At 67.0% G+C, this 19,863-nt stretch carries 18 protein-coding genes; 7 read left to right on the top strand and 11 right to left on the bottom strand.

Features of this window, described 5'->3' with window-relative positions:
• Positions 1–96 precede the first annotated feature (96 nt).
• The 5 genes from NWF22_RS08745 to NWF22_RS08765 all read right to left on the bottom strand — a co-directional run bounded on the left by NWF22_RS08745 (position 97) and on the right by NWF22_RS08765 (position 5,342).
• On the bottom strand, positions 97–1,626 hold the full coding sequence (locus NWF22_RS08745) for an ATP-dependent DNA ligase (RefSeq protein WP_160904491.1): 1,530 nt from the start codon (positions 1,624–1,626) through the stop codon (positions 97–99).
• 20 nt (positions 1,627–1,646) lie between these two features.
• A complete protein-coding gene (locus tag NWF22_RS08750; RefSeq protein WP_160904490.1) occupies positions 1,647–2,273 on the bottom strand; it encodes an MBL fold metallo-hydrolase in 627 nt (208 codons plus the stop codon).
• Entirely contained in the window at positions 2,273–3,361 is a 1,089-nt protein-coding gene (locus NWF22_RS08755) for an S-(hydroxymethyl)mycothiol dehydrogenase (protein WP_160904489.1), read from the bottom strand. Before NWF22_RS08755 ends, NWF22_RS08750 begins: the two co-directional genes overlap by 1 nt.
• Before the next feature lie 147 nt (positions 3,362–3,508).
• Positions 3,509–4,768 (bottom strand): helix-turn-helix transcriptional regulator, encoded by a 1,260-nt coding sequence (locus NWF22_RS08760; protein ID WP_160904488.1) that lies wholly within the window; start codon positions 4,766–4,768, stop codon positions 3,509–3,511.
• A gap of 121 nt (positions 4,769–4,889) precedes the next feature.
• Entirely contained in the window at positions 4,890–5,342 is a 453-nt protein-coding gene (locus NWF22_RS08765) for a DNA topoisomerase 2-like domain-containing protein (RefSeq protein ID WP_160904487.1), read from the bottom strand.
• A 180-nt stretch (positions 5,343–5,522) separates the two neighbouring features.
• Here NWF22_RS08765 and NWF22_RS08770 point away from each other — a divergent pair, with 180 nt between their 5' ends.
• On the top strand, positions 5,523–5,792 hold the full coding sequence (locus NWF22_RS08770) for a DUF7218 family protein (protein ID WP_160904486.1): 270 nt from the start codon (positions 5,523–5,525) through the stop codon (positions 5,790–5,792).
• A gap of 249 nt (positions 5,793–6,041) precedes the next feature.
• Here the strand turns inward: NWF22_RS08770 and NWF22_RS08775 are convergent, their stop codons facing one another.
• Positions 6,042–6,845, bottom strand: a complete 804-nt coding sequence (locus NWF22_RS08775; RefSeq protein ID WP_160904485.1) for a helix-turn-helix transcriptional regulator — start codon at positions 6,843–6,845, stop codon at positions 6,042–6,044.
• Between the two features lie 135 nt (positions 6,846–6,980).
• Between NWF22_RS08775 and NWF22_RS08780 the strand changes: the two genes are divergently transcribed.
• Positions 6,981–8,552, top strand: coding sequence for an AMP-binding protein (locus NWF22_RS08780; protein WP_160904484.1), 1,572 nt, complete (start codon positions 6,981–6,983; stop codon positions 8,550–8,552).
• 49 nt (positions 8,553–8,601) lie between these two features.
• Here the strand turns inward: NWF22_RS08780 and NWF22_RS08785 are convergent, their stop codons facing one another.
• Both NWF22_RS08785 and NWF22_RS08790 read right to left on the bottom strand, forming a co-directional pair.
• On the bottom strand, positions 8,602–10,845 hold the full coding sequence (locus NWF22_RS08785; RefSeq protein ID WP_160904483.1) for a molybdopterin-containing oxidoreductase family protein: 2,244 nt from the start codon (positions 10,843–10,845) through the stop codon (positions 8,602–8,604).
• A 67-nt stretch (positions 10,846–10,912) separates the two neighbouring features.
• Positions 10,913–11,515 (bottom strand): TetR/AcrR family transcriptional regulator, encoded by a 603-nt coding sequence (locus NWF22_RS08790; RefSeq protein WP_160904482.1) that lies wholly within the window; start codon positions 11,513–11,515, stop codon positions 10,913–10,915.
• A 259-nt stretch (positions 11,516–11,774) separates the two neighbouring features.
• Between NWF22_RS08790 and NWF22_RS08795 the strand changes: the two genes are divergently transcribed.
• Complete coding sequence (locus NWF22_RS08795; RefSeq protein ID WP_160904481.1) at positions 11,775–13,283, top strand: flavin-containing monooxygenase; 1,509 nt, start codon at positions 11,775–11,777, stop codon at positions 13,281–13,283.
• On the opposite strand, the gene NWF22_RS08800 is transcribed toward NWF22_RS08795, so the two are convergent.
• On the bottom strand, positions 13,275–14,804 hold the full coding sequence (locus tag NWF22_RS08800) for a molybdopterin-dependent oxidoreductase (protein WP_160904480.1): 1,530 nt from the start codon (positions 14,802–14,804) through the stop codon (positions 13,275–13,277). The two genes, NWF22_RS08795 and NWF22_RS08800, sit on opposite strands and share 9 nt — an antisense overlap.
• Before the next feature lie 212 nt (positions 14,805–15,016).
• Here NWF22_RS08800 and NWF22_RS08805 point away from each other — a divergent pair, with 212 nt between their 5' ends.
• Complete coding sequence (locus tag NWF22_RS08805; protein WP_160904479.1) at positions 15,017–15,682, top strand: fasciclin domain-containing protein; 666 nt, start codon at positions 15,017–15,019, stop codon at positions 15,680–15,682.
• Positions 15,683–15,846: 164 nt separating this feature from the next.
• Here the strand turns inward: NWF22_RS08805 and NWF22_RS08810 are convergent, their stop codons facing one another.
• Positions 15,847–16,308 (bottom strand): hypothetical protein, encoded by a 462-nt coding sequence (locus NWF22_RS08810; RefSeq protein WP_160904478.1) that lies wholly within the window; start codon positions 16,306–16,308, stop codon positions 15,847–15,849.
• 19 nt (positions 16,309–16,327) lie between these two features.
• Positions 16,328–16,912, bottom strand: coding sequence for a hypothetical protein (locus NWF22_RS08815; RefSeq protein ID WP_160904477.1), 585 nt, complete (start codon positions 16,910–16,912; stop codon positions 16,328–16,330).
• A gap of 277 nt (positions 16,913–17,189) precedes the next feature.
• On the opposite strand from NWF22_RS08815, the gene NWF22_RS08820 reads away from it, so the two are divergent.
• From NWF22_RS08820 to NWF22_RS08830, 3 genes are all read left to right on the top strand, one after another.
• Positions 17,190–17,372 (top strand): hypothetical protein, encoded by a 183-nt coding sequence (locus NWF22_RS08820; protein ID WP_160904476.1) that lies wholly within the window; start codon positions 17,190–17,192, stop codon positions 17,370–17,372.
• 389 nt (positions 17,373–17,761) lie between these two features.
• The gene (locus NWF22_RS08825; RefSeq protein ID WP_160904475.1) at positions 17,762–18,541 is read left to right on the top strand and encodes a class I SAM-dependent methyltransferase; all 780 of its coding nucleotides are present in this window, start codon (positions 17,762–17,764) and stop codon (positions 18,539–18,541) included.
• Positions 18,542–18,569: 28 nt separating this feature from the next.
• Entirely contained in the window at positions 18,570–19,808 is a 1,239-nt protein-coding gene (locus NWF22_RS08830) for an esterase/lipase family protein (protein ID WP_160904474.1), read from the top strand.
• Positions 19,809–19,863: the final 55 nt, after the last annotated feature.

The raw sequence follows: 19,863 nt of genomic DNA on the forward strand, positions 1-19,863 counted from the left end.
ATGTGTCACCCCACACGCCCGACACGGCACCCCCTGCTGGTCGAGTAGCCGACGAGCCGCCAGGCGAGCGGGCGTATCGAGACCGCGGTTGGAGCCTCAGTCGCCGGCCGGCAGCAAGGCGCGGATCGAATCGATGGTGTCGGCGTCGTCGGCGGTCTTGTCCGGGCGATACCGCACGACTCGGGCGAACCGCAGCGCCAGACCCCCTGGGTAGCGCGAACTGCGCTGCACGCCATCGAGTTCGATCTCCACCACGATCTCCGGCCGCAGGTACATCGTGTAGGAGTCGCGGTGGCTCTCGTGTTTCGGGAACTCGTCGGTCTGCCACTGCAGCAGCGCGTCGGTGAGACCTTTGAACGTCTTGCCGACCATCACCGGCCGCCCGCCGTCAGGGTCGCGCGCACCGAGGTGCAGATTCGACAGGAAGCCGGTCCGGCGACCCGAGCCCCACTCCGCGCCGAGCACCACCAGGTCGAAGGTGTGCACCGGTTTGACCTTCTGCCAGGTCTTCCCGCGCCGACCCGCCGCGTACGGCCCGGTCAGCGACTTCACCATCACACCCTCGTGGCCGGCGTCGAGCGCAGCATCGAGATGGCGTTGCGCCTGCTCGACGCTGGGATTGACCACCGACGGGATGCGCAGATCCGGGGCGAGCGCGGTCAACGCGTCGAGCCGGTCGGTCAGCGGCCGGTCGATGAGGTCGACGCCGTCGAGGTGCAGACAGTCGAAGAAGAACGGCCGCAGCAGCGCCGTGGGATCGTCGTCGGCCACCCCGGCCGAACCGAACCGACTCATGGTGTCCTGGAACGGACGCGGCCGACCATCGGCGTCCAGGGTGAGCGTCTCACCGTCGAGGATCACCGTGTCGCAGGGGAGCCTGCGTGCCACGTCGACGATGTCGGGGACCGCCGCGGTGATGTCACGCAGGCTGCGGGTGTAGACCCGCACCTCGTCGCCGCGGCGATGCACCTGCACCCGTGCGCCGTCGAGTTTGAAGTCCACCACCAGATCTGGGCCCAGCGAGGTGACCGCATCCGCCAGCGAGTCGGCGGGCGTGGCCAACATCGGTGCCACCGCACGCCCCACCTGCAACCCCACGGCCGCGAGCTCGTCGGCACCACCGTGGACGGCGATCGACGCGGTCTCGGGCAGCGACCCGGTCAGCATGTGAGCCCGCCGAACCAGGTCGAGCGGCTGCCCGGATGCCGCCGCGATCGCGTCGACCATCACGCCGGCCAACGCCCCTTGTCGGAGTTCGCCGGTCATCAGTCGGCGCAGGAACTGCTGTTCGGATTCGGTGGCGGCGGCGAACAGCTCCGTCATGAGTTCCCGCCGCAAGGTCGTCGATCCCGGGCCGCGGGCCCCGGCCAGCCGGTCGAAGACTTCGTCCACCCCGTCGACGGTCAGCGTCGGTTCCACCGCGGGCGGGCCCACCAGCGACGTCAGCGAACGCCAGCCCACCCCGAGGCGGCCCTGCCCGATGATCCCGGACAACCAGGCCACCACGATGGGGATCTCATCGGCCGACGCAGCATCGAGCAGCGCCCCGAGTTCCGCGGATTTGACCTTGCGGGATCGGGTAGCGGCGACGGCCGCCGAGGTGTCGACGACCCGGGAGAGTTCCATCGTTGCCGACGGTACTCTGATCAGCTGCCGCGCTTGATCCACTCCTCGAGGTGCGGCGACTCGGTGCCGACGGTGGTGCCGTCGCCGTGACCGGTGTAGACCTTCGTCTCCGGATCGAGGGTGAAGATCTTCTCCTGGATGGAGGCGATGATGGTCGGGAAGTCGGAATACGAACGCCCGGTCGCACCGGGCCCACCCTGGAACAGGGTGTCACCGGAGAACAGGACGCCGGCTTCCGGCGCGTAGACCACCGACGACCCCGGCGAATGTCCGGGCGTATTGATCACCGTGAGCGACGTTCCCGCGATCTGGACCTGCTGGCCGTCCTCGAGGTCCTGATGGGTGACGTCGGGATGCGTCTCGTTCCACAGCATGTCGTCACCCGGGTGCAGCAGGATCGGCGCTCCGGTCGCCTCCGACAGCTCCGGCGCCACGGTGATGTGATCGTTGTGGCCGTGGGTCAGCAGGATCGCCTTCACCGTCCGGTCACCCACCACGTCGAGGATCGGCTTGGCGGAGTGGGCGGCGTCGATGATGACGACCTCGGAGTCGTCGCCGACGATCCAGATGTTGTTGTCGACATCCCAGGAACCGCCGTCGAGCTCGAACTTCCCGGAGGTGATGACATTCTCGATCTGCAACGCCATCAGAGCTCCACCACCGATCGCAGCACCTTGCCGGCCTCCATCGACTCGAAGGCCGCCTCGACGTCGGTCAGGCCGACGCGTTCGGTGACGAACTTCTCCAACGGCAAGCGACCCTGCTCGTACAGGTCGATCAGCATCGGGAAGTCGCGTTCGGGCAGGCAGTCGCCGTACCACGACGACTTGAGTGCACCGCCGCGTGAGAAGAAGTCGATCAGCGGCATCTCCAGGGTCATCTCCGGGGTGGGCACGCCGACGAGCACCACCGTTCCGGCGAGGTCACGGGCATAGAAGGCCTGCTTGTAGGTTTCCGGGCGACCCACGGCATCCACCACGACGTCCACACCGTTGCCGTCGGTCAGTTCCTGTACGGCGGTCACCACATCGTCGACCTCGGTGCCGTTGATGGTGTGCGTCGCACCCAGATCGACGGCCCACTCCAGCTTCGCCGAGTCACGGTCGATCGCGATGATGGTGGTCGCACCGGCGAGCTTCGCACCCGCGATGGCCGCGTCACCGACACCGCCGCAACCGATCACGGCCACCGAGTCACCGCGGCCGACATTGCCGGTGTTCATCGCCGCACCGAGTCCGGCCATCACACCGCAACCCAGCAATCCGGCAACGGCCGGATCGGTTTCCGGATTGACCTTGGTGCACTGCAATTCGTGGATCAGCGTCTTCTCTGCGAACGCGCCGATGCCCAGTGCCGGGCTCAGTTCGGTGCCGTCGGTCAGCGTCATCGGCATACTCGCATTGAAGGTGTCGAAGCAGTACCACGGGCGGCCGCGCTTACAGGCCCGGCACTGACCGCAGACGGCCCGCCAATTGAGGACGACGAAGTCACCCACCTCGACGTGGGTCACATCGGCACCCACCGACTCGACCGTGCCGGCGGCCTCGTGACCGAGGAGGAACGGGTATTCGTCGTTGATGCCGCCCTGTTTGTAGGCGAGGTCGGTGTGGCACACGCCGCACGCCTTGATCGACACCACCACATCCCGGGGTCCGGGATCGGGAATCACCACGTCGACCACCTCTGTCGGCGCGCCCTTGCTCCGTGAGATGACTCCCTTGACTGTCTGCGACATATCGGTTTTCTCGATCCTCTCGATGTGGTTGTGGACTGGCCACCGGACAGTCCGCTACTCGTCCCAGTCTCGTGTCGACGGTGAATACATGCATCCGTCCGAATGGATGGTTCTACCTAGACGAAAGTACAGCGGCGGTGTCCGGGCTCACTCGGCGGTGATCCCGGCCCGCGCCGCCAGCAGCCCGGCTTCACCCCGGTTGGACACCTGCAGCTTCTGCAGGATCGCCGTCACATGAAACTTGACGGTGCTCTCGCTGACCCCGAGCTCGGCGGCGATCGTCTTGTTGCGTCTCCCCAGCGCCAGGTGACCGAGCACCTCCAGCTCACGCGGATTGAGCGTCGACAACACGTCGTGGTCGGGGCGCTCGGCGGCCGTGTCCAGCGGAATCCGTGCCGACACCCGACTGCCCCAGCCGGGTAACGTCTCCACCTCCAGGCGGCCGCCGAGGGTTTGCAGCCGACCGGTCAACTGCCTGGTCAGCGTGTCTCCATCGAGGTCGCCGGCGCCCTGATCCCGAATGTCGATGTGCAGTTCGTCGTCAACGCAGTCCCACGCGATGCGCAGTCTGGACACCGTCCGCTGCGTACCGAAGGCCACCGCGACGATCCGCACGATCGCCCGCGCGGCGTGCGCGATCTCGCCGGGGAGGGTGCGTCCACGAGTCGTCGGGCCGACGTAGTCGACGTCGACGCGAAGTTGCTCCGCGACGGGTCCCAACTCGACGCGCAGACGCGCGAACGCCGCGTCGAGGTCCTCGGTGGCGAGCTTGTGGTCCGAGTCGCTCACCGCCCGCAGCGCGATGAGCGCGGCCGACGCGGTTTCCGCGGCGGCCGAGCGTGCTGTCCGATCGTCGAGGTCGCGTGCGCGCAGCGTCCCGAGGATCGCCACCAGTGCGTCCTCGTGGGTCTGGGTCAGCTGAGCGATGGTGCGGGCACGTTCGCTCGATGCCGCCCGGGATTCGGCGAGGTAGTCGGGGCTGGCCTGAGCCACCTGCTGACGGATCGAGGTCGAGACGATTGCGAACCATCCGCGCAGCCGATCGCCGGACACCGCCTGATCGTCGGAGATCGTTCTCGACGGTTTCGTGATCAGCACGAGCAGGGTGTCGGTCTCGTCGCGCACCGTTCGGACGTCGCGGGTCACCCCACCGATCAGCGCGGTCGTCGTGGCGACCGTCCCGGGGTCGGTCGCCTCCTTGAGTGCGTCGAGCTCATCGATCGTGACGCGGTCGACGATGTCTCGGTCGCCGGCGACCTTACGCGGTCGACCCGTACATTCCCGGGTGAAGATGATCAGCGCGTGGTGCGGCCACTCGGGCCCCACGAAACGGGAGAAACGTGCGGCGATCTCCGGCAGTGGGCCGTCGATGACCGCGCGAAGTTGCCGCAGGCGGTCGCTACTCACAGATCAACAGTCGCACACCGTCGAGCCGAGACCCCGCTGCGCAACCACATGGGCAGCTGACATCCACGGGGGTTGTTCCGTGTGTGAATGTCAGATCCGCATGTGGTTGGGGGCCGAAGGGTCAGCCCAGCGCGTCGAGCAGCTGCGCCTTCGTCATCGTCGAATAGCCCTTGACCCCCTTGGTTTTGGCCTCCGACCGCAACTGCGCCACGGTGGGCTGCCCGGAAGCCGTGGTCTTTGCCGGGGCTTTCTTGGCGGGCGCCCGTTTGCGCGGAGCCGACTGTGGCGCTTCAGGAGCCCTCGTCTCGGATGCGGACGTGCTGTCGGACGGCCCCGACTTCTTCTCGTCCGGCTTCTTCTCGTCTGAGTTCTTCTCGTCTGAGTTCTTCTCGTTTGGGGACTTCTGCGAATCCTTCTGGCCGATCAACGCCAAGACCTTGTCCTGCAGCGCAGCAGCGTCCTTCTCGACCTTCTTGAGACGCTTCGTCGCCTCCTTCTCGGCGCGTGCGAGATCACCCTGCAACCGCTCGACCTCTTTTTCGAGGCGGCTGATGAGTTTCTTCTTCTTGCCCATGTACGTCTCCTCTGCGTCGTTGCTGTCCGGATGCTGCCGATGTGCGGTTTGTCGGTCTTCATCAAACCCTAACCGGCTGGTCGGGAACCAGTTGCCGCCTTTCGACGGCGGGTCGGGCGTAACGTCGGGAATGTTTGGGTACCCAGATGGCGTCCATTTCACTCATCAGGAGGTGTCGACATGCCAGAACGTGACCCGGGCCCGTCCGTCAAGGACAACGAACTCTACGAAAAGCTGCGTGACGAAGGCAATTCGAAGGAGAAGTCGGCGCGCATCGCCAACGCCGCTGCGAACCAATCCCGCTCGTCGGTCGGCGAGAAGGGCGGAGAATCGCCGTCCTACGAGGACTGGACTGTTGACGAGTTACAAGACCGCGCAAAGGAACTCGACATCTCAGGGTATTCGAATCTGAGAAAGGACGAGTTGATCGAGAAGCTGCGCAACCACTAGACCGCCTCTTCTGACCAAGCGCGGTCGGCGTGTCGATCGGCGCATTCGACCGCGACCGCTGGCCGCGAGCATCACCGCTGGCCGCCGTCGGCTGGATAATCCATCCGGGCACGCTCAGTGGTGATGCCGACGGACACGTGTGACGAATCGTGGCGATGATGATCGTCGGTCGACGATGCCGATCGCGCTGGTGCAGCGGTGTCCAACGCGACGTCCCGCTTGCCCGGCACGAAGGGGTGATCAAACGCCCTACCCCGGCAGCAGACCCGATCGTCGGGCGACCACCACGGCCTCCAGACGGGTGGTGGCACCCAGCTTGGCCATCGCATCCTTCACATAGCCCTTGGCCGTCTGCACACCGATGCCGAGTTCTTCGGCGATCCGGGCGTTGCTGTGGCCGAGGGCGGCCAACACCAGCACGTCCTGCTCGCGTTGGGTGAGCCGGATCGTGGGGTCCGCATCAGGCGTGTCGTCGAGCAGGCCCTCGCCGATACGTTCGATCTCGGCGGCCAACGTCACATCATCGACCGACCGTTGTAACCGGCGCAGGCGGCTGTAGGCATCGGTGAGGCGGTCGCGTAGCTCGTCGCGACCCGGCGACGCCACCGACAGCCGATCGGCGACGATCCGTTGCTCGAGCGCGCGGGCCTCATCGGCCAAGACGTCGAAAGTACGCCCGCCGAGCGGACTGTCGGTGTGCACCGCCCCATACAGCACGGCAATAGGGCTGCGATCCACGATCACCGGCACCGCCGCCATCGCGCCGAGACCTTCGGTGGCGATGATCGGGTTGTAGCGGTGGGTGATGTGTGGTGTGCGCAGGTAGTCGTCCACCGCGAGTGGTCGGCGCACCGTCACCACCTTCCCGCCGAGGCCATGGCCGACGTCGACGGCCACCCCGTTGAGAGCACCCCGCGTGGCTCCCACGAAATGCTCGAGCCGCACCGTCTGGCGCGCTCGGCCGGCCGACACCATGCCGGCGAACGCCAGCGACACACCGCTGGACCGACGGATACGCCGCAGCGCGTCGAGCACCGATGCGGCCTCGCCCATGTCACCTCCTGCGTTCTCCCCCTCTTCGGGGGGTGGTCCGCGCACCTCATGACGCGCAGAATGTGACCCACATTACCCGCGGATACCCGAGCGGCGCCGCGGCAACCACCACCGCTTTCACCGGGAGGTTCGACGATGACCCAGACCGCACCCACCCACGACCCGTCCGTCGACGAGAAGCTGCACGAATGGATCACCACGTTCGGCGCGGACTCTGCCGACGCCGCGTACCTGCTGGCCGACCGGCATGACCCGGCTGCGGTCGCGTTCACCACCATCGACATCGACGACGACGACGAGCTGGTGACCGTCGATCTCACCTACGGCGAGTTGGCCGACGCGTCCAAGCGGTTTGCCGCCGCGCTCGCCGAGTTGGGGGTCGGTCGGGGCGACCGAGTCGGTGTGCTGATGGGCAAACGCGCCGAGCTGGTGGTGTCGCTGCTGGCGATCGCCCGCCTCGGCGCCGTCTACGTCCCGCTGTTCACCGCTTTCGCCACGCCGGCCATCGAGATGCGGCTGACCGCCGGTGATGCGCGGGTGGTGATCACCGAACCCGGTCAGGTCGACAAACTCGACGGGATCGACGGCATCCGGACCATCGTGGCCGGCGACGAATTCGACGGGCTCGTCGCCGCACACGAGCCGGTCGCCGAATCCGTCGCGGTGGGCGGTGACGGCATGCTGATCCTGCTGTTCACCAGCGGCACCACCGGCGCCCCCAAGGGTGTGCCGGTGCCGGTGCGGGCGCTGGCGGCGTTCAGCTGCTACATGCACTACGGCCTCGACGTGAACGCCGACGACGTGTTCTGGAACGCGGCCGATCCCGGCTGGGCGTACGGCCTGTACTACGGCATCCTCGGTCCGATGGCGATCGGTCGGCGAAACCTGTTGCTGCACGCCGGTTTCTCGCCTGAGGTCACCGCGCAGGTCCTCCGCGAGCTGGGTGTCACGAACTTCGCCGCCGCGCCGACGGTGTACCGCTCACTGTCGAAGGATCCGTCGTTCACCGGTTTCGCGCTGCGTCGCGCCTCGTCGGCGGGTGAACCGCTGACCCCGGATGTGATCGACTGGGCACGGGAGACCCTGCAGACCGAGGTGCGCGACCACTATGGGCAGACCGAGCACGGCATGTTCATCAACAACCACTGGCATCCCGACGTCGCGCAGCCACTGGTGCCCGGATCGATGGGGAGCCCGATGCCCGGTTTCGCCACCGGCATCGTCGACGGCCAGATCGCCATCGACGTCGCGCACAGCCCGCTGCTGTTCTTCACCGGCTACCTCGACGCCCCGGACAAGACCGCCGCGCGCTTCACCCCCGACGGCGCCTGGTATCTGACCGGCGACACCGGCCGCAAGGATGACGACGGACGCTACTACTTCACCGCCCGCGACGACGACGTGATCATCATGGCCGGCTACCGGATCGGGCCGTTCGACGTGGAGAGTGTCCTCATCACCCACCCGTCGGTGGTCGACGTCGCGGTGGTGGGCCGCCCCGACGAGCTGCGCGGTGAGGTTCTCGAGGCGTTCGTGGTGCTCGCCGAAGGGGTCGACGGTACCGACGCGCTGGAGGCCGAACTGCAGCAACTGGTCAAGACCGGTTTCGCCGCGCACGCCTACCCGCGCACGGTCCACTTCGTCGATGCGCTGCCCAAGACCCCGAGCGGCAAGATCCAGCGCTTCATCCTGCGTAAACAGCCCTGAAATCAGTTGATCAGACGTAGCAGGAATCGTCGCCGGGCGGCGATTCTCGCTACGTTTGCGCGCCGAGGGTTGCGGACGCGTCGGGACGAGGGGCAGCGGTGTCGAGCAGGCTCACCTCGATCGGCACCCCGGTCATATTGGCCATCCCGGCGAGACGTTCGAGGTCGCCGGGGTCCGACGAGATCAGCGCATTCACGTTGACCCCGCCGCTGCCGAGGTCATTGGCCGCGGCGCTGTTGGCGCGGGTCCACCCGCCGGAACCGTTGTGGCCCCAGCCATGCGGGATCGCGACCACACCGGGTTTGATGTCGTCGGTGATCGTCGCCGGCAACTCCACGTGCCCGTGTGCCGATCGCACCACCACGAGGTCGCCCTCGGCGATGCCGCGCTGCTCCGCGTCGTCGGGATGCATCCGCGCGGCGTGCTCGCGCCCGCCGCGCAGCAGCATCGGGGCGTTGTGCTGCCAGCTGTTCTCGGACCGGATCTCGCGCATACCGATCAGCCGCAGCGGAAGTCGCGGATCGGCCGCGTCGGCCAGTCGGTCGAATTCGGCCAGCAGCTCGGGGGCGTCGAGGTGGATCTTGCGGTCGCGGTGGATGATGGTGTCCCGTAACTGTCCGGGTGCCAGACCGTCGGCGACGACGACGCCATGCGGCTCGTCCCGCACCAGCCTGCGGTAGGTCAACCCGCCACGGCGCAGACCGAAGCGGTTGCCGCCCACACCCATCCGCACCACCACATCGGACAACCGCTCGGGGTTCCACATCCGGCCGACCCGGGCCGACACGGTGTTCATGGCATGCAGCGCACCCAATGCCGGCACTCGGCGGGACAAGGCGGCGACCAGTTCGTTGATCACGGTCCACTCCTCCCGCGCCTCGCCGCGTGGGGAGATCACCGGATCGGTGGCCTGCTTGAACGGGGTGGTGAACAGCGCCTGGAACGGCAACAGGAAATCGCCGCGCTCGTACATGGTGGTGGCGGGCAGGATGTAGTCGGCATGCGCGTTGGTCTCGTTGCGGTAGATGTCCAACGACACCATCAGCTCCAGGTCGTCGAGCGCACTGCTCAACTCGGCACCGTTGGGCACCGACAACACCGGGTTGCCCGCGCTGACGAACAACGCCCGCAGCTGCCCTCGCCCGCGTGTGGTGATCTCCTTGGCCATCACCGATGCCGGCGCGGTGCCCAGAACCTGCGGCAGATTCCCGACACGGCTCCGTCGACCCGCCCACGCGAAGCGCGAGAAGTGCTGCAGCGCCGTGACTCCGGCGCGTTGACCGGGAATGCCCAGATCGCCGAACATGGCGCCGCCGACGACGTCGAGGTTGCCGGCGACGAGATTCACCATGTCCAGCAGCGCGGTGGTCAGAGTGCCGGCGCGGCCCAGTGAGGTGCCGATCCGGCCGTACACGGCGGCGCGTTCGGTGTGCACCAGTGAGCGTGCGAGCGCCCGGACCGTGCCGGCGTCGATGTCGGTGCGCGCAGCCGTCGTCTCGGGCGGGTACTCGGCGACGATGTCCTTGAGCGTGTCGAGTCCGGCGGCTTGTTGCCGTAGTCGGGACTCATCGGCGAGTTCCTCGTCGAACATCACGTGCAGCAGTGACAGCAGCAACAGCGCGTCGGTGTCCGGCACGATGGGCAGCCATTCGTGTTCGCGGGCGGTCTCGGTGTGCCGCGGATCGATCACCAACACCCGGCCACCGCGTGCGGTGATCGCGTTGAGCCCCTCCCGGATGCGCGGCGAACTCATCACGCTGCCGTGGGAGACCACCGGGTTGGCGCCCATGATGACCAGCAGATCGACCCGGTTGATGTCCGGGATGGGCGCCGCCACCGGGTTGCCGTACAGGAAATGGCTGGCCACGAACCGGTTGTTGACGTCCTGCGAACCCGCCGAATAGACGTGCGGTGTCCCGAGCAGATTCGTGAATGTCGCGGTCCACAGGGTGTGACCGGTGGAGAAGGTCGCCGGATTACCGAAGTACCACCCGATCCCCGAACTCCCGTGCCGCCGATGCACTTGTCGCAGACGGTCGCCGATCTCGGCGAGCGCGGTGTCCCAGGAGACCTGTTCGAACTCGCCGTCGGGGGTGCGACGCAGCGGATGCAGCACCCGATCGGGGTCGTTCACGATCTCGGTGAAGGCGATGCCCTTGGGACAGGCGAAACCCTTCGAGAGTGGATGCTGTTTGTCCGGTCGCAACGAGATGAGTTCGTCGTTGTCGACGGTCGCGATCATCCCGCAGAGCGGCTCGCAGATCCGGCAGTAGGTCACCTTTTCCTGACGCATGGGGACTCCCCTGGGCTGATGGCGTTCAGATCGATCTGACAACAAGTGTTGCACGATGCCGAGGCCGTCATGGCCGAATGGCCTCGACCGGCACCGTCTCGGCGCGCGCCGAGATCGTGTTGCCGAAACCGATCTGCGCCTGCCGGCGGGCGTGGTCGAGGGTCATCGCACCACGTTCGACCAGTCCGACCACGCCGATGACGAGCATCGTGATCTGGCCGGCCGCGAACACCGGGTCGAGTCGGCGGTCGATCTCGCCGCCGTGCTGGCCTCGCCGGATCGCCTTGATCACCGGCGCGGTGGCGCGGGCCTCGACGTCGAACAGCGCGGGATCGGTGCGGTGATACATCAGGATGAAGCGGTATCGCTCGCCGATGGTGATCGCATCGTCGAGAAAGGTCCGCAGCGCCGGCAGCACCGGCCCATCGGCCGGCAGACGACGCGCGATGGCGGCCGAGTCGTCGAGAGCCTGGGCATGCAGCGCGCTCAACAACTGATCGCGGTTGGTGAAGTGCCGATAGAGGGTCGCCCGGTTGACGCCGGACGCTTGGGCGATCTGTTGCATCGACGCATTCGGCGCGCTGCCGAGCAGTCCGATCGCACCGGTGATGATGGCGGCGCGGTTGCGTTCCACGTCGGCGCGAACTTGCGTGGCGTGCGTCACAGGCATAGCGTACATGCAACACCGATGTCGCATTTCTGCGACGGCGGTGGTAGCCGGTGCGCTGGCGTGCAGCGGTCGGGGCCGCACGCCAGGCAGCACGGCGCATCGTCGGGTCTCCGTTGCGGCCGTGCACGATTCGCTGTCTGGACACTTGTCGAATCCGCGACATTCGTCGTCCCGGCGAACTACCGTGACGCTCAACGGTGTGGTGGGCGTGCATCCTTGCGCCCACCGCGATCGGGCGTCGCTCGAGGAGGAGGTTGCGATGACAGAGATCGATACCGGAGGTGCCCCGGCGCCCGGAGATCCGGACGAGTTCTACGACGTGATCATCCTCGGGGCGGGCCTGTCCGGCATCGACGCCGCCTACCGCCTGACGCAGGAGAACCCGAGCCTGCGCTACCTCATCCTGGAGCGCCGGGAGCGCATCGGTGGCACCTGGGACCTCTTCCGCTACCCCGGTATCCGCTCCGACAGCGACATCTACACCCTCAGCTTTCCGTTCGAGCCGTGGCATCGACCTGAGGCCCTGGCCCAGGGCGCCGACATCCGCAACTACGTCGCCGAGACCGCTGAGAAGCACGGCATCGCCCCACACATCCGCTTCGGGCAGCAGGTCACCACCGCCGACTGGGATTCGGCCACCGACACCTGGACGATCTCGGCAACCGAAGGCGACGTACCCCGCCGCTATCGCACCCGTTTCGTCTACTTCGCCACCGGTTACTACAACTACGACGAGCCCTACACTCCCAGGTTCACCGGGATCGACGACTTCACCGGCACCGTGGTCCACCCGCAGCACTGGCCGGAAGACCTCGACCACGCCGGCAAACGCATCGTCGTCATCGGCAGCGGCGCCACCGCCGTCAGCCTGATCCCCTCGCTGGCCAAGACCGCCGCCCATGTGACGATGTTGCAGCGTTCGCCGTCCTACATCGTGTCGATGTCTCAGACCCAGCGGCTCAATCCGCTGATCCGGAAGGTGTTGCCCGCCAAGGCGGCGCATCAGGTGATCCGGACGCGGTACGCCGCGCAGACGGCCGCGATGGTGCACGGACTGCACCGCTTTCCCAAGGTCGGCCGCAAACTCCTCACCAACGGTGTGCGCAAGGAACTTCCGGACAACTACCCGGTGGATGTGCACTTCAATCCGTCCTATGACCCGTGGGATCAGCGCATGTGCATGGTGCCCGACGCCGATCTGTTCGAGCAGATCTCGGCGGGTTCGGTGGAGATGGTGACCGACCATATCGACCGGATCGATGCCACCGGCGTCTCGTTGCAGTCGGGACGTCATCTCGACGCCGACATCATCGTCACCGCCACCGGACTCAACCTGCAGGCCTTCGGCGGTGTCCGCATCCGGGTGGACGACGCCGAGATCAAGCCCCACGACCGGTTCGTCTTCAAATCGCACCTCCTCGAAGACGTCCCGAACCTGGCGTGGTCGGTCGGCTACACCAACGCATCGTGGACATTGCGGGCCGACATGACCGCCCGGGCGGTCGCCAAGTTGCTGCACTACATGCGGACCCACGGTTACACCCACGCCTACCCACACCTCGGTGAGGTGTCCATGCCGGCGCAGCCGCTGTGGGACCTCGAGGCCGGCTATGTACTCCGTGCACCCGAGGCGCTGCCGAAGTCGGGCACCCACGGCTACTGGAAGGTGCGGCACAACTACTACCGCGATGCCATCGACCACTACACCGACGACATCGAGAAGTCGATGGTATTCGGGCGCGCGGCGGTCGCTGCTCCCTCAGCCTGACTGTCCGTCGGCGACGCGGATCACCCGGCTGTGCCAGCCGGTCGCGCCGTCGGGGATCGGGGCGACGCGCTGCTCGGGCTGTACCCGGCCGGCGCCGTCGGTGGCCCGGCAGTACAGGGTGTGCTGACCGGGCGCGGCATCCCAGTCGAAGGTCCATTGCCGCCAGGTGTCGATGGAGTACTGCTCCGCGAGTTGCGCAGGCCGCCACGGGCCGTCGTCGACCCGAACCTCCACCGCACTGATCCCGCGATGCTGTGCCCACGCGGTGCCGGCGACCAGGACACGACCGGCCGGCTGCGTCGACAGCGGCGCGGGCCGGTCGATCCGTGAGGCGGTCTTGATCGGCGCACGCACCCCCCATCCGCGTTCGGTCCAGTAGGCCTGCGCGCGGTCGAAGCGGGTGATCTCCCAGTCCGTCACCCACTTGCAGGCCGACACGTAGCCGTACAGGCCGGGAACCACCTGGCGCACCGGGTAGCCGTGTTCCAGAGGGAGGGGCTCGCCGTTCATCCCGATGACGAGCAGCGCGTCACGTCCGTCTGTGACTGCGGCCAGCGGGGTGCCCGAGGTCCAGCCGTCCACGCTCGTGGACAGCAGCATGTCGGCGTCATCGGAGACCCCGACGCGGTCGAGGATGTCGCGCATCGGCACGCCGAGCCAGCGGGCGTTGCCGGCCAGGTCACCACCGACCTCGTTGGACACGCAGGTCAGCGTGATGACGCGTTCGGTCATCGTCATCGCGAGCAGGTCGTCCCAGTCGAGCGTGAGCTCATCGTCGACCATGCCGTGCACCCGAAGTCGCCAGTCCCGGTTGCTGAGCCGGGGTACCTGTAGCGCGGTGTCGATGCGGTAGAAGTCGGCGTTGTCGGTGACGAACGCAGTGGCACCCTCGATCTGTAGAGTCGCCCCCGCAGGGATCGGCTCGGCGGGCGAGGCGGGCGCGGGCAGCACCAGTCGTCGGCGTTCGGCGAGTACATCGCCGGCGCGCGACAGTTGCCGCGCCACCAGCGTGGACGCCGCCGACGCTGCGCCGACCAGTGCGGCGGCGGTCAGGAACTGCCGACGGTTCCACCCGCCCTCGGATGGTGCTGTGCGCGACCCGGCACACAGCACCACCAGCACGACCCCGGCGACGATGCCGGCGGTCAGCGGCGGCAACAGGAACGACGCCTCGGACGTCGGCCGCGTCAATGCCGCCACGATCCCGAATCCGGCGAACACCGCGACCACCGCGACCCCCCACGGCGGCCGTCGCACCTGGACGATCCCGGCGACGACGGCCAACAGCAGCAACGCGGCGCCCACGCCCACCATCAGCGCGGGTTTGTCGGCTGTGCCGAAGGTGTCGATGGCCCATTCCCGCGCGAAGGCGGGGGCCTGATCCACCAGGAACGCGGCCACCGCCTGATACGGCGATGCGTACGGCGACACCACGGCAGCCACCAGTTCGCCGGTCGCCACTCCCGCCGCCACCGCGAGAACACCGGCCAGGGCGGCGCGCAGTTCGGTCTCGGCCCTCATGAACAACTCCCCTCGCCGCGGCACCTCGGCTGCGGCACCTTGTGTGGGCAGCCATTCGGACGCGACAGCTGAGCGGATTGGTGGGCGGCGCTGAACTGCGTCAACGACCGGATTTTGAAATCGCGCGAATCCGACCCATCCGGCAGCACCGGTGCGCCGAATCACCTACAACCCGCCACGCGGCGGGGTGTCAACCACAGATTGGATCGATCATGGCTCTCAAGCGAATTCATCGTGTTCTGACGGCGGCGGCAGGTGTCACACTCGCCGTCGGACTCGTCGCCGGCTGCTCGTCCGACGATGACTCCTCGTCCGAGACGACCGCCGCGACCAGCGCACCCATGACCAGCATGGAATCCGAAAGTGATTCGGCCACTGCCGCATCCGGCCTCGTCGGTCCCGGCTGTGCGGCGTACGCGGAGGCGAATCCGACCGGCCCGGCATCCGTCGACGGTATGGCCGCCGAACCGGTGGCCACTGCCGCCTCCAACAATCCGATGCTCACCACCTTGACCCAGGCGGTGTCCGGAGAGCTCAATCCCGAAGTGAACCTGGTGGATACGCTCAACAACGGCGAGTACACCGTCTTCGCGCCGACCGATGATGCGTTCGCGAAGCTGCCCCCGGAGACCATCGAGGCCCTGCAGACCGACGCCACGATGCTGACCGACATCCTCACCTACCACGTGGTTGATGGTCAGGCCGGCCCGGATGCGATCGCCGGTGAGCACGAGACCCTGCAGGGGCAGTCCGTCGAGGTCACCGGTGAAGGCGAGGAGTGGATGGTCAACGACGCGGCCGTCGTGTGCGGTGGAGTCCAGACCGCCAACGCCACCGTCTATCTGATCGACACGGTGCTCACGCCGCCGGCGGAGTGATCCTCCTGCCGCCGGTCAAGACGCTCGTCCTGATGGTCGAGTAGCGACGAACGAAGTCGTTCCCCGCCCGCTGGTCGAGTAGCGACGAACGAAGTGAGGAGCGTATCGAGACCCCAAGGCCTCGATACGCTCCTCATCGTGTCGATTCGAGGTACTACATCACCTCACCGGACCAGCTCCCGCAGTGACAAGCCCGCCGGGACATCGCCGTGCCGAAAGTAGTGCACGAAAACCTCGCCGGCGTCTTCTGCGGTGAACACCTCGTCGGGTGTCACACGGTAGGTGTGGTCACCGACCTTGATCTCAACCGTCGACCCGGACTCAGAACCCTCACCGCGGCCGAGGGTGTACTGGCGGTACGAGCCGTCGGATTCCTTTCGCCGCAGCTCGAGGGTCATCGCCTCGGCGCTTCCACCAGCTTGCAGGAATGCGGACAGAGATTCGTCGCGTTCCTGTTCACTGAGATCGTCGAACCATTCCTGGCGGACGAGGCGTGACAGGATGAGGTGATTCCGGTCGCCGCCGTCGAGCACGGTCAGCGGAGTCTTGAGGAACCGAGGGAGGGTGTCAGGTCCCATCGTTACCCGACGCCCGTCCGAGAACTCTTGGATGTGCGTAGGTTTCATCGGCTCGCCTCCTTCGCGGTCACGGTTCATCCCAGACGCCGGTTATCTTAACCGTGGTGCCATCGGGCAGTCGCACGCTCGCCGGCGTTTCAGGACTCACACGCGCGTCGAACTCCTTCTGCTGCCGGGTCTTGGACGCGCCTCCGCTCTTCACCTCGATACCTGTGTATGTTCCGTCTCCGTTGGGCATCAACCCGTCGTAGAACCGGCCATGTTTGCCACCTGGGATTGTTGCTTGGCGCTGGTCCCGAATGATGGGCACCTTCTGGTCCTTTTCCAGTTCATCAAGGATTCTCTTCTCTTCATCCTTGCCGCTTCGACCATCGTTGCCCTTGGCATAGCGGCCCAACGAGTCGCGGCCATCGCCTCGGTCGCGGCGGTCATCCGCTTTCGGCTGTTCGTTCGACGGAGCTCGCTCGGATGTCCTCGGAGCGGGCGATTTGGGCGCGACCCTGGGCGGCACCACGGGCCTCGGCAACGGGAGGCCCCCGATTCGCGGCGGATTGATCTCCCGCGGACAGAGGCCCGGCGCCGCGCAGGTCTGGTTCTCGACGATTCCGTCGCCGTCGCTGTCTTCGGTGCCGAGGTTGCCGTCCAGCGCCACGGCAGGCGGGTTGTTCCGGTCCCGGAATCGCTTCTTGTCCTTGTCCCGATCAGGTCGTCCTGGCGAATCCTGTTCGTCCGACTCTGAATCCGGCCGCGCCGACGTGCTCGGCGAGTACCTGTTCGGGCCCCGATTCTCCGATGGACCGGACCGGCGTTCGGCGGCTTTGTCCCTGTCCCTCTTCGACTTCCGATCCCGCTGCGACGAGCCACGCATCTGGGTCTGTGGCGCCTTGGTTTGGGGCGAGAACTTGTTGGGCCCGCGGTCGGGCTTCGGTATGGGTTTGCGCTGCCTCTCGGGCTTCTTCGTCTCCGGCGACGAGTTCGTCTCCGGCGACGAGGGCCGCTGCCGGCTGCCCCCGCTGCTCGGGCCCGGTGAGGGCGGTGAACTGTTGCTGCCGCGTGACGGTCCCGGATCTGTCCGAGGTTTCATCTGTTTCGCTTCGCCGCCCCGGGGTTGAGCCGACGACTGCGGTCCGCTCCGGCTGTTCGTCGACGCCGCATCGGCGTGCGTCAGTGGCAGGGCGACGATCAGAAACAGCGTCACGACGGTGACGCACGCACTTATCAGATGTCTGGTTGTTGTGGTTGTTGGCATGGTGTTCCGCCCCGTTCTGTGTGGTGGTGAGAACCGAGCCGAACGTAGGTCTGCGGTGCGTATCGACAGAACACCGAGAACCCGAAAGTCCCTCTGTCGAACGACAAATGAGCGTCCGTGTGATGGACACCGGGAACAAACCACCCCTCCGGGAGCGTCGCGGGCGCCGGCAAGTTTCTCTTTCGGCCGTGAAGCCGGTCTCACAGGGCGAAGATGGGAAGCACGAATCCGCGAGAGACACGGAGATCCGCGATGGTCGACTGGGACGGCGCACGCTACGCCGACGTGAGCGCGCTACAGCGCATGGTGGCCGAGGCATCGATCCGCGACATCGAGCTGACCGGTGACGAGCGGCTCCTCGACGTCGGGTGCGGCGACGGCTTCATCACGATGCGGCTGGCCGAACGATTGCCGAACGGCAGCGTCGTGGGTGTCGACGCATCGCGCCGGATGATCGAGCGGGCGCTGACCCGCGTCCCGCCCGACTGGCTGCGCGTCCAGTTCCACGTGGACGACGTGCTGGCCTTGCCCTTCGAGCGCGACTTCGACATCGCCGTGTCGTTCAACGCGCTGCACTGGGTGCGCGACCAGACGGCGGCACTCACGCAGATCGCACACAGCCTCGACGACGGGGGGCGTGCGGTCATCCAGCAGGTGTGCGAGACGGAGCGCCCCAGCATCGAAGATGTCGCGATGGACGTCGCGTCGTCCGCACGATGGCGGGACCGGTTCACCGACTTCCCGGCACCCTTCATCCACGTTTCACCAGAGCACTTCGCACAGAACTCACGGGCCGCGGGCTTCGTCGTGGCGGACCTGGGCGTCGATGACCTGCAGTGGCAATTCGAGTCAGTCGACGACTTCACCCAATGGTTCGCGGTCGGAGCCACCGCGTGGACGCACCGCCTCCCCGACGACCGCGCGAGCAGCTTCGCGTCCGACGTCATCGACCGCTACCAGGAGATGACCGGGCAACCAGCCCTCTTCCGGTTCGGGCAGTTGCGAGCGACACTCACGCTCCCGTCGACCTGAATCGGTGCACAGGCGTACACTGAACCGCATGGCAACCTCCGAGGCCCGAACCGACGAGCTCGGCGCCCTCGCGCAGCTCGGCGTCGCGGAACTGCACTCAGCGGTGGCCGGGATCGGCACCATCCACCGATCCGTCGCCGGCACCGTGTTCGGCGCTCTGCGTCCCGTCTTGGGCCGCGTGGTCGAGTCACCCCGGATGGTGCACGATGCCGTCAGCGAGGGCGCCTACCAGTCGATGGACGCCCTGCTGGACGCCGCCGACACGGTCACGGACGGTTTGCCGACCACCGATCGACCGATCTCGCACACCGCCCGGGGAGCGATGCTGCTCGGCATCCTGAACGGACTCATCGGCGACGAACTCGAGGCCACCCGATCACCGTTGGCCGCACCCATGTCGATTCGTGTCGGCGGGGAGCCGGTCGCGGTCGAGACCTCGGCGCTGGGACAAGCCTTTCCCGATGCCGGCGGACACATCGTCGTCTTCCTGCACGGCCTGATGGAATCCGAACAGGCGTGGACCATCGGGGGTCGCCCGAGCTACGGTCACCGACTCGCCGAACACATTTCGGCCACCGAGATACAGGTCAGGTACAACACCGGTCGCCACATCAGCGACAACGGACATGACCTCGCGGATCTGCTGACCGACCTGGTCCTGCTCTGGCCGGTCCCGGTTCGCCGCCTCACGCTGGTCGGTCATTCCATGGGTGGTTTGGTCATCCGCAGCGCATGTCATCAGGCCACCGAACGCGGCGCCTGGTGGCCGCAGCTGGTCACCGAGACCGCCTGCCTCGGCACGCCCCACCTGGGCGCCCCACTCGAGCGCGGCGTCCATGCCGCGTCGTCGGCGCTGCACTCGGTCCCGGCCACACGCCCGATCAGCAATCTGCTGCGCCGCCGCAGTGCCGGGGTGCGCGATCTGTTCCACGGCAACCTCACCGCGACGGATTGGGCGAATCAGGAGCGCGATTCCTGGCAGCATCCACCGGGCGCCGACGTTCCGCTGCTGCGCACAGCCCGACATCTGTTCGTCACCGCGACCATCACGCGCGATCCCCGCCACCCGTTCGGCCGCCTGATCGGTGACGGCCTGGTCCTGGCGCCGAGCGGACGCGGCGAGCCCACCCGCAGGCGTCTCGGACTGCGGTTCTCCGACGGCTTCGAACTGGGCGGTGCCCACCACTTCACCCTGCTGAACAGCGACGACGTCTACGCATGGCTGCTCGGCCAGCTGCGACCACGTCGGGCGCTGCCGAGCGCCTGACGCGCTGCGTATTTCACGCCCGCGGTTCCTCCCCCGGGTCTCTGTTCTTGCCCCG

This window comes from Gordonia mangrovi, assembly GCF_024734075.1.
GTDB lineage: Bacteria > Actinomycetota > Actinomycetes > Mycobacteriales > Mycobacteriaceae > Gordonia > Gordonia mangrovi.